The following is a 15,115-nucleotide window of genomic DNA, read 5'->3' as shown; positions in this document are numbered from 1 at the left end:
AGGCCGACATCCGTCGCAAGATCGAGATCGGCTGCTACCAGGGCCTGCGCCACCGTCGTGGTCTGCCGGTCCGCGGACAGCGCACCAAGACCAATGCCCGCACTCGTAAGGGCCCGAAGAAGACCATCGCCGGGAAGAAGAAGTAATGCCTCCGAAGTCACGCGCTGCAGGCCCCAAGAAGGGCACACGCCGTCGCGATAAGAAGAACGTCCCGCACGGCAACGCACACATCAAGTCGACGTTCAACAACACCATCGTCTCGATCACCGACCCCAACGGCAACGTGATCAGCTGGGCGTCGTCGGGTCACGTCGGCTTCAAGGGTTCGCGTAAGAGCACCCCGTTCGCCGCGCAGCTCGCCGCCGAGAACGCCGCCCGCAAGGCGCAGGAGCACGGCGTCAAGAAGGTCGACGTGTTCGTCAAGGGACCGGGTTCGGGTCGCGAGACCGCCATCCGGTCGCTGCAGGCCGCCGGCCTCGAAGTCGGCACCATCTCCGATGTCACCCCGCAGCCGCACAACGGCTGCCGCCCGCCCAAGCGGCGCCGGGTCTAAGCGGGAAAGGAACTAGAGAACAATGGCTCGTTATACCGGCCCCGCCACCAAGAAGTCTCGTCGTCTCCGTGTCGATCTCATCGGCGGAGATCAGGCGTTCGAACGTCGCCCCTACCCGCCCGGCCAGCACGGCCGCGCGCGGATCAAGGAGAGCGAATACCTGCTTCAGCTGCAGGAGAAGCAGAAGGCCCGCTTCACCTACGGCATCCTGGAAAAGCAGTTCCGCAAGTACTACGAGGAAGCCAACCGTCGCTCCGGCAAGACCGGTGACGAGCTGCTGCGCATCCTCGAGACCCGACTGGACAACGTCGTGTACCGCGCAGGCATCGCCCGGACCCGTCGTCAGGCCCGCCAGCTGGTCAGCCACGGCCACTTCACCGTCAACGGTGTGAAGGTCGACGTGCCCAGCTACCGCGTCAGCCAGTACGACATCGTCGACGTCCGGCCGAAGTCGCTGGCCACCACCCCGTTCCAGATCGCCAAGGAGCTCGTCGGCGATCGTCCGGTTCCGGGCTGGCTGCAGGTGGTTCCGTCGACGCTGCGGATCCTGGTGCACAACGTTCCCGAGCGCGCGCAGATCGATATCCCGATCACCGAGCAGCTCATCGTCGAGTTCTACTCCAAGTAGTCCTCAGACAGCTACAGCCTTACAGCACACGCTGTTCGGTCAACCTTCTACGAAGTCATATAGCGGGCTTCACAAGGAGAAATCCACTCAATGCTCATCTCACAGCGACCTGCCCTCACCGAGGAGATCGTGGCCGACAACCGGTCGAAGTTCTTCATCGAACCGCTCGAACCCGGCTTCGGCTACACCCTCGGCAACTCGCTGCGCCGTACCCTGCTCTCGTCGATCCCCGGTGCCGCCATCACCAGCATCCGCATCGACGGTGTCCTGCACGAGTTCACCACCGTCCCCGGTGTGAAGGAGGATGTCACCGACATCATCCTGAACCTCAAGGGCCTCGTGGTCAGCTCCGAGGAGGACGAGCCGGTCACCATGTACGTGCGCAAGCAGGGGCCGGGCACCGTGACCGGCGCCGACATCGTGCCCCCGGCCGGTGTCACCGTGCACAACCCCGATCTGCACATCGCCACCCTCAACGACAAGGGCAAGCTCGAGATCGAGCTTGTGGTCGAGCGTGGCCGCGGCTATGTGCCCGCGGTGCAGAACAAGGCGTCGGGTGCCGAGATCGGCCGCATCCCGGTTGACTCGATCTACTCGCCGGTGCTGAAGGTCACCTACAAGGTCGAGGCCACCCGTGTCGAGCAGCGCACCGACTTCGATCGGCTCGTGCTCGACGTCGAGACCAAGAACTCGATCAGCGCGCGCGATGCGCTGGCGTCGGCGGGCAAGACCCTCGTCGAGCTGTTCGGGCTGGCCCGCGAGCTCAACGTGGAGGCCGAGGGCATCGAGATCGGGCCGTCGCCGGCCGAGGCAGATCACATCCAGTCGTTCAGCCTGCCGATCGAGGAACTCGAGCTGACCGTCCGGTCGTACAACTGCCTCAAGCGCGAAGGTGTGCACACCGTCGGCGAGCTGGTTGCCCGCACCGAGTCCGATCTGCTCGACATCCGCAACTTCGGGCAGAAGTCGATCGACGAGGTGAAGGTCAAGCTGCACACGCTCGGTCTGTCGCTCAAGGACAGCCCGGCCAGCTTCGACCCGTCGCAGGTCGCCGGCTACGACCCGGCCACCGGCACCTGGTCGGACGACGCCACGTTCAGCGACGACGGCGGCGAGGATTTCGCAGAGACCGAACAGCTGTAGCCGACAGCTCTGAGCTGTAGCTCACCATCAGAACCCGTGACTCGCGGTCGTCGAAGATCGAGAGTCGTCTCTTCTAGGAGATTGCAATGCCCAAGCCCACAAAGGGTGCCCGCCTCGGCGGGTCGGCGAGCCATCAGAAGGCGATCCTGGCGAATCTCGCCACGGCTCTCTTCGAGCACGGCCGCATCACCACCACCGAAGCCAAGGCCAAGCGGCTGCGTCCGTACGCCGAGAAGCTGATCACCCACGCCAAGCACGGCAAGCTCGCCAACCGGCGCGAGGTCCTCAAGGTCATCCGTGACAAGGACATCGTGCACGTGCTGTTCGAGGAGATCGGTCCGTCGTTCGCCGACCGCAACGGTGGTTACACCCGCATCATCAAGACGATCAACCGCAAGGGCGACAACGCTCCCATGGCAGTGATCGAACTGGTGACCGGTGAGACCGTGTCCACCGAGGCCAGCCGCGCCAACCGGGCGGCCGCATCGAAGGCAGCCGAGGCCAAGAAGGCCGCCGAGGCTCCCGCGGTCGAGGTTGTCGAGACCGCCGAAGCGGCAGACACCGAAGCTGAGACCGAGACCGCCGCTCCGGTGGGTCTGCTCGACACCTCCGATGCGCCCGCGAACTCCGGTTCGCACGCCCCGCTCGAGGACGATTCGCAGCCGGAAGGTTTCCCGATCAAGGGCAACGAGAGCTCCAAGCTCTACCATCGCCCCGGCACTCGGTTCTACGATTCGACGATCGCCGAGATCTGGTTCGCCACCGACGCCGACGCGGAGGCCGCGGGCTACTCGCTGCCGCCGAGCCAGCAGGAGTCGGAAGACTGAGCAGCAACACTGCCCACGAACCCGCCGTCACCTCATCAGGTGGCGGCGGGTTCGTCCGTCTGCGGCTCGATGTGGGTTACGACGGCACGGACTTCGCGGGCTGGGCGCGGCAGACCGATCAGCGGACCGTGTGTGCGGTCCTCGAAGACACCTTGGCGACGGTCCTGCGCGTGCCGGTTCGGCTGACCGTCGCCGGCCGCACCGACGCGGGCGTGCACGCCACCGGGCAGGTGTGCCATACCGATATCCCCGAATCCGCGCTCGACACCCGCAGTATCTCGGGTGATCCGTCGGCGCTCGTGGGACGGTTGGGCAAGATGCTGCCCTACGATGTGCGGGTCAAGGCCGTATCCAGGGTGAGCACCGATTTCGATGCCCGGTTCTCGGCGCTGCGGCGCCACTACGAGTACCGGCTCACCGATGCCCGCTGGGGTGCCGAGCCGGTGGTCGCTCGTACCACCGCCGCCTGGCGCCGCCCCCTGGACGTTGACGCGATGAACGCGGCGTCGCACACCTTGCTGGGGCTCAACGACTTCGCCGCGTTCTGCCGGCGTCGTGAGGGCGCTACGACCATCCGTGACCTACAACGCTTTTCGTGGCGCAGCGGCGACGACGGTGTGCTGATCGGGTCGGTGAGCGCCGATGCGTTCTGCTGGTCGATGGTGCGTTCGCTGGTCGGTGCTGTGGCGAGCGTCGGCGACGGTCGTCGTGACATCGATTGGTGTCGCGGACTTCTCGCTGCCACCGAACGCAACCAGCAGGTTCCGGTGGCCGAAGCACGCGGACTGTGCCTGGTCGGCGTCGACTATCCGGCCGACGACGAATTGGCCGCCCGCAATGAGATCACCCGAGACGTGCGAACCGCGGGCGGTTGTTGCGGAGGCTGACTCGGGTGGCGCGGCGTTCGTCTTCGAATACTTTGGGCACCTCATCGAGGGTCTCCCCATCACTCTTCAGTGTGAAAAGACTTGGACTCTTGCGGGACCCTTATACTCGTACGTCGCTTTAAATGATGTCGTCCAAATGGTTGAAATCTATCTCAACCGTAGGAATCCGGTCATTTAATTAGCTCATCTAATGTTTCGTGACGGCATGGTCCATGAACTGCGAGAACGTGTACGAGAAAGCAGAGAACCGGACTCGCGAACGCGAATCCGGTTCTCTGTGAAGCTAACCCGGCTAGGGCGGTCTTCGGCTCTCGGTGGGTCAGCTCCCGTTTGCAAAGCCGCCGAGGGCGCTGAGGAACGAAAGGAACTGGTCGAAGGTGAGTACGGGGGGATCGTCTTTCTGTGGGCGGTTCATCGAGATCTCCGTTCATGAGGGGGTGACTGAATTGGACCTGCGCTTCTGAATATAGCGCTCGACTGTCTGGGATGGTGGAGAGGTAAATGCCTATATTGAGTTGTTGTCGGATTGTTATCCTTGTCACTTAGGGTGCCCTATAGGTGACTACTTGTACAAGGACTACAGGTGTCGCCGACGCGGTGCTGGTGGTCAGGTGGCGCTGCGTTCGTCCTCAAGTGCCTCGAGCACCTCGTCGATGGTCTCCTCGTCACCCTCGAGGTCGGCGCGCTGTGCACCGCCCGAACTCATCAGCTCGCGCCACATGAGCGGATCGAAGTCCAGTGGCGTGGAGTGCTCGATGAAGTCGATGAGGGTGCGGGTGAAGCGTTCGGGGTCGTCGTGGAACGGGAAGTGACCGGAGCCGGAGAAGGTGACGAGTTCCGAGTGCGGGATGGCGGTGTGGGTGAGCACCGCGTGGTGGTAGGGGATGACGGTGTCGTCGGTACCCCACATCACCATCATCGGTAGCCGCTCGGTGAGGTAGCAGCGGTCGAGCATAGTGACCGACTGGCCGCGCCAGTCGACGACGGCGTGCAGGGTACGCAGGAACGCCTTCGACGCGTGCGGGTCGGCGAGCCCGCCGACCACCCGCAGAAGATCGTCGTGGTCTCGCAGGAGCCGGCGCGGCGACCAGTTGGCGGGGACGCCGGGCAGGCCCGGGACGTCGGCCAGGGTGTCGATGCCCCATCGCAGCGCGGGCAATACGCCGGGGATGCGGAGCATCGCGAGCACCTCACCGGCTCCGGGCAGTGTCACCAGGCGCAGGACGGGGTTGACCTCGCGCATGACGCCACCGGCGGCGACCAGCACCAGGCGTTCGACGAAGCGGGGGAACTGGTAGCAGAACTGCATGGCCACACCGCCGCCGAGGGAGTGACCGACCACAGTGACCTTGGGAATGCCCAGGACCACCAGCAGATCGCGCATGCCGTTGGCGAACGCGGCCACCGAGTAGTCGGCGCGCGGCTTGTCGGACAGTCCGTGCCCCAGCAGGTCGGGCGCGATGACCGTGTAGTGCTGGGCGAGCGTCGGGATGACGTCGTCCCAGGTGGAGGAATTGTCGCCGATACCGTGGATCAACAGCAGAGCAGGCCCGCTGCCGGCGATCCGGAATGCGCGCCGGTAGCCGTGCACCGTCCGGTACTCGATACGCATGCGGGTGTCGGAGACCGAATGCAGGGCCGGGGCGCTGGGTCGTTTCGCCGGCAGGACGGTGGTGGGCTGGTCGGGACCGGGCACGGGGACTCCTCGGTGAGTGTTCAGCCCGCTCGCCGCTCGGGCGAGGTGTCGCGGGGCTGCTATCGCTCGGACACCGGCTGCGACGGTTCGGAGTCCACTGAACAGTCAACAGTATGTCCACCGGATGTGCTCGCCATGTTGCACAGCGTTAACCGGGCGGTGGAGCCAACGTCCTACGCGGACCGAGGAAAGCGGGCGAGTATCGGGAGCACGATCAAAACAACTCGTGTACCTGCTATAGCAACAAACAAGGCCTCGAAGATATTCGTACGCAAAGCTATGTAAGTGTTATGGTCCGCCTGCTGTGCGAAACGCGTATATTCTTAGGGACCGATTCATTGCGCAATGTAGCCAGAATCGGTGACATTCCGGGGGCTGAGTGGTAAAGCCCAATTGTCCTGGCGGGGTAAGACGAACAGCAGACCGGCTCTGGCATCTGCCAAAGCCGGTCTGCTGTATATATTTAGCGACGCTAAGGTCAGCTTCCGGCGGCCTCGGTGACTGCACCGATGAGGCCGTCGACGACTCCGTCGATAACCCGGCCGACGGCGGCGTCGATGAGGGCGTCTGTATCTCGCTGAGGCATATTATGACTCCGTTGTGATAGTAGGTTGATGCGGCAGGGCAGCCACGTGTCGAAGATACACATTGCTGTACTGAATATCAAGGCAGCATCTAGCGAAGCTGATCGTGCGCTTACCGTCACGGATACGTGGTTGGTCACGACTACCGATTGGACGATTGCCACGCCTACGGCGCTGATCGAGGTGGAATACTGAGGACCGGTCAAGGCGCAATTGAAGATGAGATGGAGGCATCGCTATCGTGACAGCTGACGACGGGCAAGACGGGTCTGCGATTGCAGGATCGGACGGCGCCGGCGTACGCTGTCGTCTGCTGGTTCCGGATGAGTTTGCGGAGGCCGTTGAACTGGTGACGGTCGCGGTCGCGGAACTGTCGTTCTACCGTTGGCTCTTCGGTGACGCCATGTCGGACGAGGCATTGCGCTGGGCGGCCGAGCGCAAGTGCGGATGCGTGCGGCAGGGCGGCAGCATAGGGGCATTCGACACCGACGGCCGACTGGTGGGATTGTTGGTGCTCAATCATCCCGGACAGCCGGCGCCGACCACGACTGACGATCAGTTGTCGTTCCTGACCGAACTTGTGAAAGCGAACCTTGATATCGCGCGGCGGTTCCAGATGCTGCGCAAGACGGCGGAGCAACATCCGGTCCGCCCTGATGCGATCGACGTCGCCCATGCGGTGGTCGAACCGCGCTTACGCAATTCAGGCATCTTGCGAACACTTGCCATCGCCGCGTACGAGGTTGCTATGGAGCGCGGCCACCCCTTGACGCTCAGGACGAATGTTCCTGAGTTGGCTGTCGCGTATCGCGAGAAATTGCTGTGTGTGGATACCGGGAGCTATGTCGATGCGAGTGGCGCGACCACTTGGGTGTTGGGCCAAGAGGTGGCCGATATGCCCGCGGCGATAGCACGACTCCGGGCACGGACTTCCACGGTGTAGCGTGCCGAACCGCCCAACACGGTGCGGCGGGTGTACAGGCAAAATGACCGGAGCCCCTCGTCGGACGGTGTCGGCGAGGAGCTCCGGTGCAGGGGATTCAGCGCAGATGGCGCTCGTAGAACGACCACGAGCGGTGGAGCTGGTCCTGCCAGTAGCGCCGGGAATGCGCTCCGGCCGGGTGTGGGTCGCCCGTCGCGGGGACCCGCAGCCCTTTGCGCCTGCGGGGCAGGTTCTGGGTGCAGTACACCGAGCCACCTTCCAGGACCCCGCCGATCACGATCTGGTCGGCCAGTGTCTTGGTCTTGGTGACGTAGTGCGGGTTGTCGTACTTGCCGGGGATTCCACCACCGCTGGAGATGTACAGCGGCATGCCCCGGAGTCCGGCCGCGTGCAGGACGGGGTCGTTGGCCTTCCATCCCGGACCGTTGTACGGACCCCACATGTTGGTCGCATCGCCCTTGCCACGCGTTTCCACCACCAGCCGCGCACTCCGCTGCCCGACGGGGTCCGAGGTCTGCGCGCATCCGCTGTAGGCGCCGACGGCCTTGTACAGGCCCTTGTGTTCCATCGACAGGTTGAGCACCGAGGTGGCCGAGGACGAGATGCCGCCGATCGCGTTACGTCCGTTGGTGTTGTAAGTGGCATCGATGACCGGGGGTAATTCCTTGCCCAGGAAGGTCGACCACTTGTACAGCCCGAGGTGCGGGTCGGGCTTCTGCCAGTCGGTGTAGTAGCTGAACGCACCCCGGTTGGGGACCACCACATACACGTTCTTATTGGCCGTGAACTCTTCGATGTCGGTCTTGTTCAACCAGTTGGCGGTATCTTCGCCGCCGCCCGCACCGTTGAGGAGATAGAGCACACCGCGCGGCTTGGACGGGTCCTTGGGCTTGATGACAGTGAGCGGAACATCCGATTTCATCGCGGGGGAGTACACGATGATGTCGGTGATCCGGTCCGTTTTGGAGCCGGCGTCGACCAGCAGTGACGACGGGTCCGCGTGTGCGACACCGGTCGCCGACGAGGCGATCACAGTGAGCGCGGTGACCGCCGAGGCGATCAGCCCGGCCCGGATGCGCCCGCCCCGAATGTGCCTGTTGAACACAAGTCCTCCATCTATTCCCAAGTGGCCGTCGTGGTGATACGGCCCAATACCTGTGTCGGTGTTTCGTCGTAACTGGCCCGGCGAGGCCCACGCAGGCGCGAAACGGCGTCCGAGACATCTGCCTGGCTGTCTCGTGCGCAACGTTCAGCGTAGCTGCCCCCTGCCGCCATCAGCTCCTGATGGCTACCACATTCGACCACGCGACCATCCTCCAGGACAACAATCTGGTCGGCGAGCGCCGCCGTGGCGAGGCGGTGGGTGATCAGCAGCGTCGTGGTCGTGCTCCGCAGTTTCAGCAAAGCTCGCTGAATCAGCAACTCGGTGCGCGGGTCGGCGGAACTGGTCGCCTCATCGAGCACCAGGATCCGAGGTTGGGCCGCGATCGCCCTGGCGACCGTCACCAGCTGCAGTTCACCGGCGCTCAGATTGCCGCCGTCATGCCCGACCACGGTGTCCAGACCGTCGGGAAGCACCGACACGATCTGCCCCACGTGGCTGTCGACGATGGCCTCGGCCAGCCGGAGCTCGCGTTCATCGTCCTGCCCGTCGGTTTCCCGGAGACCGTAGGCCACGTTGTCGGCGACGCTGCCGGTGAACAGCCACGGTTCCTGGGCCACGGCCGCGATCATCGAGCGCACCCCGGCCCGGCCCAGCTCGGTGACGTCGGTGTCATTGATGCGGATGCTGCCGGACCCGGGTGTGTAGAAGCACTGCAACAGACTGGTGAGCGTCGTCTTCCCCGAGCCGGTGGTGCCGACGATGGCGGTGGTGGTGCCCGGCCGCATGGAGAAGGTCACCTCGTGTAGGACCGGCGTGCCTGGTTCGTAGCCGAACTCGACGCCGTCGAAGTCGATCCGCGGCGGACCGGCGGGCAGGGCCGGGCGTTCAGTGGCGTCGACGGCAGGGTCGGTCTCGGTGGGCGTCAGCAACAGGTCACGGACCTGCGCGGCCGAGACCGCACCGGACTGGATGCGAGGCAGGAAGCTCGCCAGTTCCTTGACCGCCCCGGCGAGCTGCGTGGCGAAGACGATCACGATCTGCGCGGCGCCGAGACTGAGATGGCCGTTGATGACCTGGATGCCGCCGACCACCGCGAGAAGAAGGAACACGATCGCGTTCAGGAACATCAACACGGGCGAGAGGGTGCCGGCCGCCCATTGCGCCGACCGGATCGACCCGAACAGTGTGTCGTTGAGTGCGGTGAACCGGCCGCGGGTCAGGTCGTCGGCGTCGTAGGCCCTGATCATCTGCCGCGCGGACAGTTCCTCCTCGAAACTTCCCGACAGGGCGGCCGTGGCCTTCCACTGGCTCAGCAGATGCGGCTTGGCCCGGGCGGCCACGAACGCCGCGACGACACCCGAGAGCGGAGCGGAAATCAGGACGATGACCGCCAGCAGCGGCGAGATCCAGAACAACACGACAGCGGTGACGACCGCAGTCAGCAGGTTGGTCGGCAGGGATACGAACACCGGACCGAGTACCGTGGTGGCGTTGTCGATGTGAGTGGTGGCCTTGGCCATCAGCTCGCCGCGCCGGGTGGATTCGGTGAAACCGATCGGGACCCGCGGAATCAGCTCCGACACCTTGGCGCGCAGGCGGGCGATCGATTGCTGGACCGTGGTCGTCAGCAGCAGTCCCTGCGACAGGGAGCACGCGTAGCCGACCAGGTACACCGATGCGGCCACGGCGACGAGGGTCCACAGCAGATCCCAGTCCATCACCCCCGAGCCCGCGCCGCCCAGCCCGGTGGAGCCGTCGACGATGACGTTGGTCACCCGGCCCAGCACCATAGGGGCGGCCAGGGTGCAGATCGTGGACGCAATCGCGAGTACCGACACGGCCGCCATGCGTGGGCGGCTTACCCGGATCTGCGCCAGCAGCCAGATGAGGGTTCTCAGGCCGGTCGAGTTGTCCGGCGAGGTCTTCTCAGACACCGGCCACCGCCTGGGCGTCGGCGAGTTCGCGGTAGACGGTCGAGTCGGCCAGCAGCGAGCGATGGGTGCCGACCGCGACGATCCGGCCCGCGTCGATGACCGCGATCTGGTCGGCGTGCCGGATCGACGAGACCCGTTGCGTGCCGATGATGATCGACGACGTGGGGCAGGCCGAGCGGATGGCGCCGATGATCGCCTGCTCGGTGTCGGTGTCGAGGGCGCTGAACGGCTCATCGAGAACGAAGACATCGGGGCGGCGCAGCAACGCCCGGGCGAGCGCGAGCCGCTGGCGCTGACCGCCGGAGAAGTTTCTGCCGCCTGGGTTGACCTTGGCGTCCAGGCCGCCGTCTCGCTCACGGACGAACCCGGCCGAGGCCAGGTCGAGTGCCTGCCACAGTTCATCGTCGGTGGCGTCGGCCCTGCCGATGCGCAGATTGTCGGCGATGGTGCCGGTGATCAGCGACGTCCCGGATGAGATGTAGGCGATGCGGGACCGCAGCACGGCGGGTGCGACATCGGCGGCATCGGCACCATTCCAGCGAACGGCGCCCGAGGTGGGATCGATGAGCCGGGGCAGCAGCGACAGCAGCGTCGACTTGCCGCTCGCGGTACCGCCGATGATGCCGGTGGTCGATTGGGGCCGGAAGGACAGCGAGATCGCGTCGAGTGCCGGTGCTTCGGCTCCGGCGTACCGGAAGCCGACACCGTCGAACTCGATCAGCGGGGCGCGGTCGGTGACGCCGAGGGCCGCCAGACCATCGGCGTCGAGCTGTCCGCCGTCGGGGTCGATCGACGGCTGGGTGTCGCGGATCTCGATGATGCGTGCGGCGCTCGCACTGGCACGCGGTATCACTCCTGCAACTACAGAAAGCATGGAGACCGCGATCAGGATCTGCATCAAGTAACCGCTGGTGGCCATCAATTGCCCGATCTTCATCCAGCCGCGGTCGACAAAGATGGCGCCCAGCCCGGACACCGTCACCGAGGCGAGGCCGGCCACGACGGTGACAGTGGGCAGCAGCGCGGTCTGCCAACGACCCATATGTAAGGCAACGGTGAACAGGTCGGTGTTGGCCTCGTCGTAACGCCGGAGCTCGGTCCGCTCCTGGCTGAATGCCCGGATCACCCGCTGACCCGACAGCTGTTCGCGGACGATCCGATTCAGGTTGTCGATGCGCTTCTGGATGAGTGTGGCCGCGGGGATCAGCTGCCGGATGAACACGCCGATCCCCACCGACAGGATGGTGCCGGCGACGACGATGACCGGGGACAGCCGCCAACCCTGGATCAACGAGAGGACGGTGGCACCCACCAGCATGAACGGCGCGGTGACGGCTATCGCCAACACTGCGAACAGCAACACCTGGACATTGACGACGTCGCCGGTGGCGCGGGTGAGCAGGCTGGGAATGCCGAACCGGGAGGCCTCGGCGTCCGAGAGCAGGGCGACCCGATCACGAACGGATATCCGCAGGTCCCGAGCCATCGAGGCCGAGATGTGGGCGGAAAGGTAGACCGCGGCGAGGGAGACTGCGAGGTTGACCACCGCGACGATCAGCATGTAGCCGCCGACGCGGTAGATCTGGCCGGTATCACCGGCCATGATCCCGTGGTCGACGATGCGGGCGTTGAGTGCGGGCTGCGCCAGTGCGGTGAACGTGGCAGCGAGTTGGCACAGCGCGAACACGGCGACGAGCCGCCACCGAGGAACGAGCGCCTCGGTGAAGAGCGTCGACAGCGGCCGGCGCGGTGTCGACGCTGTGCCGTCGGGCGAGGAGTGCGCCGTGGCGCGACCGGAATCTGTCATAGCCCTCTAACAATACGAAGCCCCCGAACACAACGAACGAGCCGTCCCGTGTGTTGTACGGGACGGCTCGAACAGGGCCGGGCTGTGGGGCTCAGGAGCCGGTGCTGCTGCCGTTGCCGCCGCCGGTATTGCCGGAGTCGGTGCTGCCGAGTCCGGTGAAGATACTGTTGCCGACCAGCTGGATGACGTCCCTGACGGTGGTGTCGGCTCCGATGCCTGCCATGGTGGTTCTCCTTGGATTGTGTGCGGTGTCCCGAGCGTCGGGTATCCGGATGGGAATTGGGAGGCCGGGTGGTCCGGCGCTGACCCGATTGGTGTGAGTGAGCTGCCGGCTCAGGATCCGGTGCTGCCCTGGCCGCTGCCCTGCGAACTCAGATTGCCTCCGACGGCCTGCACGACGTCGGTCATGGTGGCGTTCAGAACCTCGTCCACGGTGTAGCCCATGTCTGTACTCCGATCTGGGTGGTGGGAATCGTATGCAACCCGAACTTTAGGTTGCGCTAGGCTAACCTAACATGACCAGCTATCTACTGGTAAAGAGATAGTCACGGCATAGTAAAGATCGCAGGTCGGGTTTCCTGGAGCACGGTTGCTGACATGTGCCGTCGGCCCGCTGAACTGCTGTGATGGATTCGGGTCTCGCGCAGTGGGACCCCGGATGAGACAAAGATCACGTTCGACGACGACATGGAGGCGGTGTGCGGCCCTCGGAAAACTTGACCACTCGCGCTATCAGGCTCGATGACCCGCAGGAGCGTGCGCGCGCGGTCGAACTCCTTGCCCAGGGCATCGCGGACATACCGCACTTCAAGTGGCTGATGGGCGAGCTGATGTCCACACAGCTCGTCCGATGGCTGGCCGAGGTCACGTTGTCGCCCGCCCGGACCGACGGGGTGCACGGCACCTTTACCGACTCGGGCGAACTCTGCGCGGTGGTGGTGTGGTCCGCGTCGGACCACACGGCGTGCGCGCCCGACCCGGATCTGGTTGCGAGGGGGGTCGAACTTTTCGGCCACGATGTCGGCTTCATGGAGAGGTACCGGCAGAGTCAGGAACCCGATGTGGGCACCTGGTCGGTGCCCGGGGCGCTCTCGGTGTCGGTGGCGACGGTGGCCCCCGAATATCGCCGCCGCGGCGTGCTGCGCGCCGCAGTCGAACCGGTGATCGCCGAAAGCCTGCGGCGCGATGTGCCCGGTGTGCTCAGGACCGGCACCAGAGACCTCGCCGACGCGTACGTCAGGCTGTTCTCCGCGGTCGAACTTGGCAACTATAAGCTCAGTGACGGGTCGACGGTATGGGTCCTCGAGGTTCCGCCCGGCGGTGGGCGGGCTGCTTAGCGGCGGTCACCGGAGACGGCTCGTTATCGCTGCCGCACAAGGATTTTCGGAGGTCTGAATGTCTGTATCGGTCAGTGAGATGGTGGCGCGCCCCGTCAGGCTCGATGATCCCGCGGAGCGGGCGCGGGCGGTGGAGATCGTGGCGCGGGGTATCCCCGATATCCCGCATCTGAACTGGTTGTTCGGTGATCTCATGTCGCCGCGGCTCGCGCGCTGGTTTGCCGAGATCGAGCTCAACCCCAAGCGGACGTCGGGGGTGAACGGCGCGTTCACCGGGTCGGGCGAACTGTGCGGGGTCGTGGTGTGGACGGCTCCCGACCATGTGAAAGTGCCGCCGCTGCCCGAACACGTCGAGGAGGGGCGTGAACTTGTCGGTGGCAACGATGCGTTCATGGCCCGGTTCAAGGAGAACAGCGATGCCGAACAGGCATCCGTACCCGGCGCGGATGTGGCCAGTGTGGTTCTCGCGGCCGTGGCACCGGACTATCGCCGCTCCGGCGTGCTGTGGGTGGCGCTGCAGCCACTGATCGCCGAAGGCCGCAGGCGTGGCTTGTCGGCCGTCGTCCGGGCCGGTGATCGCGACCTGGCCGACGCCTATATTCGCAAGTTCGGTGCTGTGGAAGTGGGCAGCTACACGCTCACTGATGGTCCTACGGTGTGGGTCCTGGAATGGGAGCCGGCGCCGTAGTCGATCGGTACCGTGAAGCCTTCCGGACAGCAGAAAACCGCCCCGCGGCTGCGCGCGAGACGGTTTGTCCGGTGCGTGTTCTAGGCGGACGAGCCGGTGGACGTCTGCCCCGCCGAAGAGCCGGTGTTGGTTCCGTTGCCGTTCAGGACGTTGAGGATCTGAGCGAGGGGGTCGCTTCCGCCACCACGGGTCTTGTGCATCGAGAATCTCTTTTCAATCATGCGAGCCGAACTCCCGGCCTTCTTCCCGGAGTTTCGCCTGAAGACTAGCCGGGCTGCGACCGTGATCACAACTCCGCATCCAGTCCGTTATGCGTTTGTTACCAATGCCTGAATGGCAACTTCGATTGTTAGCAATGCTGACAAAATTGCCGACGGAAGTGCGCCGGGGTTATCCACAGGACCGAGGTGGGCCTATGGTCAGCACTCGACGGATGTGGCACTATCTGCACATCGCAACGACAAACCGGACAATCATCATTCGGCGGTTTTGTCGGCTCGGTAGTCAAGATCATTGCAGTACGGCGCATTTGATGTAGTTCTGCGAATGTTTGAGACGGTGCCGCCAGGCGCGCATCGCAACGATACGGGGGTATTCGGAGTGGAAAGCACAACATTCACCGACAGATGGTCGGCCAGGGCGCAGAGCGATTGTTCCAGCGGATTCGCCGACGCATTGACGACGGTCCGCTCCCGCAGCGGGGCGGTCACCGTGACCGCCACACATCAGGGCTTGCCGGTGTCCGTCAAGATCGCCGAGGGTGAAATGCGGCGCGACATGACCGGCCTGGCCGCAGAATTGACAGCGCTGTGCCGCGGCGCCGCGATGGTATCCGGAATCCGTCTCCGCGCAAGACTTCTCGACGACGGCGTGGATGCCGGCATCATCGGCGCCATGGGGCTGCCGACGGCCGACGAGCTCGCCGACTTCGAACGTCGTGGCGAGCATGACGACTTCGCTGTGCGTCCGACGGGCCGGTGACT

The 15,115-nt window shown here is 64.8% G+C and carries 16 protein-coding genes; 10 read left to right on the top strand and 6 right to left on the bottom strand.

Annotated features, from left to right (window positions below):
* The 6 genes from rpsM to truA all read left to right on the top strand — a co-directional run.
* On the top strand, positions 1 to 146 hold a 146-nt coding region (gene rpsM / locus Q0627_RS12085), incomplete at its 5' end, for a 30S ribosomal protein S13 (protein ID WP_298810148.1).
* The gene (gene rpsK / locus Q0627_RS12080; RefSeq protein WP_005187705.1) at positions 146 to 553 is read left to right on the top strand and encodes a 30S ribosomal protein S11; all 408 of its coding nucleotides are present in this window, start codon (positions 146 to 148) and stop codon (positions 551 to 553) included. The genes rpsM and rpsK, both read left to right, overlap by 1 nt.
* Before the next feature lie 22 nt (positions 554 to 575).
* Entirely contained in the window at positions 576 to 1,181 is a 606-nt protein-coding gene (gene rpsD, locus Q0627_RS12075) for a 30S ribosomal protein S4 (protein ID WP_291019549.1), read from the top strand.
* 90 nt (positions 1,182 to 1,271) lie between these two features.
* A complete protein-coding gene (locus Q0627_RS12070; protein ID WP_291019552.1) occupies positions 1,272 to 2,324 on the top strand; it encodes a DNA-directed RNA polymerase subunit alpha in 1,053 nt (350 codons plus the stop codon).
* An 86-nt stretch (positions 2,325 to 2,410) separates the two neighbouring features.
* The gene (rplQ, locus tag Q0627_RS12065; protein WP_291019555.1) at positions 2,411 to 3,151 is read left to right on the top strand and encodes a 50S ribosomal protein L17; all 741 of its coding nucleotides are present in this window, start codon (positions 2,411 to 2,413) and stop codon (positions 3,149 to 3,151) included.
* Positions 3,148 to 4,038 (top strand): tRNA pseudouridine(38-40) synthase TruA, encoded by an 891-nt coding sequence (truA, locus tag Q0627_RS12060; RefSeq protein ID WP_324383765.1) that lies wholly within the window; start codon positions 3,148 to 3,150, stop codon positions 4,036 to 4,038. The genes rplQ and truA overlap by 4 nt, the downstream gene beginning before the upstream one ends.
* A gap of 607 nt (positions 4,039 to 4,645) precedes the next feature.
* Here the strand turns inward: truA and Q0627_RS12055 are convergent.
* Positions 4,646 to 5,650, bottom strand: a complete 1,005-nt coding sequence (locus Q0627_RS12055) for an alpha/beta fold hydrolase (protein ID WP_291019671.1) — start codon at positions 5,648 to 5,650, stop codon at positions 4,646 to 4,648.
* Positions 5,651 to 6,559: 909 nt separating this feature from the next.
* Here Q0627_RS12055 and Q0627_RS12050 point away from each other — a divergent pair.
* On the top strand, positions 6,560 to 7,261 hold the full coding sequence (locus tag Q0627_RS12050; protein WP_291019563.1) for a hypothetical protein: 702 nt from the start codon (positions 6,560 to 6,562) through the stop codon (positions 7,259 to 7,261).
* A 97-nt stretch (positions 7,262 to 7,358) separates the two neighbouring features.
* Here Q0627_RS12050 and Q0627_RS12045 read toward each other — a convergent pair whose 3' ends face one another.
* The 4 genes from Q0627_RS12045 to Q0627_RS12030 form a co-directional block, all read right to left on the bottom strand.
* Positions 7,359 to 8,336 carry an alpha/beta hydrolase family protein gene (locus tag Q0627_RS12045; protein ID WP_298810143.1) on the bottom strand — a complete coding sequence of 326 codons (978 nt, stop codon included), beginning with the start codon at positions 8,334 to 8,336 and terminating at the stop codon, positions 7,359 to 7,361.
* Between the two features lie 41 nt (positions 8,337 to 8,377).
* Positions 8,378 to 10,300, bottom strand: a complete 1,923-nt coding sequence (locus Q0627_RS12040; RefSeq protein ID WP_291019566.1) for an ABC transporter ATP-binding protein — start codon at positions 10,298 to 10,300, stop codon at positions 8,378 to 8,380.
* Positions 10,293 to 12,107 carry an ABC transporter ATP-binding protein gene (locus tag Q0627_RS12035; protein WP_291019569.1) on the bottom strand — a complete coding sequence of 605 codons (1,815 nt, stop codon included), beginning with the start codon at positions 12,105 to 12,107 and terminating at the stop codon, positions 10,293 to 10,295. The genes Q0627_RS12040 and Q0627_RS12035 overlap by 8 nt, the downstream gene beginning before the upstream one ends.
* 91 nt (positions 12,108 to 12,198) lie before the next feature.
* Positions 12,199 to 12,330, bottom strand: coding sequence for a hypothetical protein (locus Q0627_RS12030; protein WP_291019571.1), 132 nt, complete (start codon positions 12,328 to 12,330; stop codon positions 12,199 to 12,201).
* A gap of 493 nt (positions 12,331 to 12,823) precedes the next feature.
* Here Q0627_RS12030 and Q0627_RS12025 point away from each other — a divergent pair, with 493 nt between their 5' ends.
* Positions 12,824 to 13,444: a hypothetical protein gene (locus Q0627_RS12025; protein ID WP_291019574.1), complete on the top strand. Its 621-nt coding sequence runs from the start codon at positions 12,824 to 12,826 to the stop codon at positions 13,442 to 13,444.
* 58 nt (positions 13,445 to 13,502) lie between these two features.
* Complete coding sequence (locus Q0627_RS12020; RefSeq protein ID WP_291019577.1) at positions 13,503 to 14,132, top strand: hypothetical protein; 630 nt, start codon at positions 13,503 to 13,505, stop codon at positions 14,130 to 14,132.
* Between the two features lie 80 nt (positions 14,133 to 14,212).
* Here the strand turns inward: Q0627_RS12020 and Q0627_RS12015 are convergent, their stop codons facing one another.
* Complete coding sequence (locus Q0627_RS12015; RefSeq protein WP_291019578.1) at positions 14,213 to 14,353, bottom strand: hypothetical protein; 141 nt, start codon at positions 14,351 to 14,353, stop codon at positions 14,213 to 14,215.
* Positions 14,354 to 14,732: 379 nt separating this feature from the next.
* Here Q0627_RS12015 and Q0627_RS12010 point away from each other — a divergent pair, with 379 nt between their 5' ends.
* Positions 14,733 to 15,113, top strand: a complete 381-nt coding sequence (locus Q0627_RS12010; RefSeq protein ID WP_291019582.1) for a hypothetical protein — start codon at positions 14,733 to 14,735, stop codon at positions 15,111 to 15,113.
* The last annotated feature ends 2 nt before the right edge of the window (positions 15,114 to 15,115 follow it).

Source organism: uncultured Gordonia sp. (assembly GCF_937858515.1).
Classification (GTDB): Bacteria; Actinomycetota; Actinomycetes; order Mycobacteriales; family Mycobacteriaceae; genus Gordonia.
The sequence above is the reverse complement of the archived record's forward strand: the minus strand, read 5'-3'. Positions and strand labels throughout refer to the sequence as shown.

What these genes read in the sequence shown, in the direction of transcription:
- rpsK (WP_005187705.1), top strand. Translation starts at nt 146, where the DNA reads ATGCCTCCGAAGTCACGCGCTGCAGGCCCCAAGAAGGGCACACGCCGT.
- rpsD (WP_291019549.1), top strand. Translation starts at nt 576, where the DNA reads ATGGCTCGTTATACCGGCCCCGCCACCAAGAAGTCTCGTCGTCTCCGT.
- Q0627_RS12070 (WP_291019552.1), top strand. Translation starts at nt 1,272, where the DNA reads ATGCTCATCTCACAGCGACCTGCCCTCACCGAGGAGATCGTGGCCGAC.
- rplQ (WP_291019555.1), top strand. Translation starts at nt 2,411, where the DNA reads ATGCCCAAGCCCACAAAGGGTGCCCGCCTCGGCGGGTCGGCGAGCCAT.
- Q0627_RS12055 (WP_291019671.1), bottom strand. Translation starts at nt 5,650, where the DNA reads ATGCGTATCGAGTACCGGACGGTGCACGGCTACCGGCGCGCATTCCGG.
- Q0627_RS12035 (WP_291019569.1), bottom strand. Translation starts at nt 12,107, where the DNA reads ATGACAGATTCCGGTCGCGCCACGGCGCACTCCTCGCCCGACGGCACA.
- Q0627_RS12030 (WP_291019571.1), bottom strand. Translation starts at nt 12,330, where the DNA reads ATGGCAGGCATCGGAGCCGACACCACCGTCAGGGACGTCATCCAGCTG.
- Q0627_RS12020 (WP_291019577.1), top strand. Translation starts at nt 13,503, where the DNA reads ATGTCTGTATCGGTCAGTGAGATGGTGGCGCGCCCCGTCAGGCTCGAT.
- Q0627_RS12015 (WP_291019578.1), bottom strand. Translation starts at nt 14,353, where the DNA reads ATGATTGAAAAGAGATTCTCGATGCACAAGACCCGTGGTGGCGGAAGC.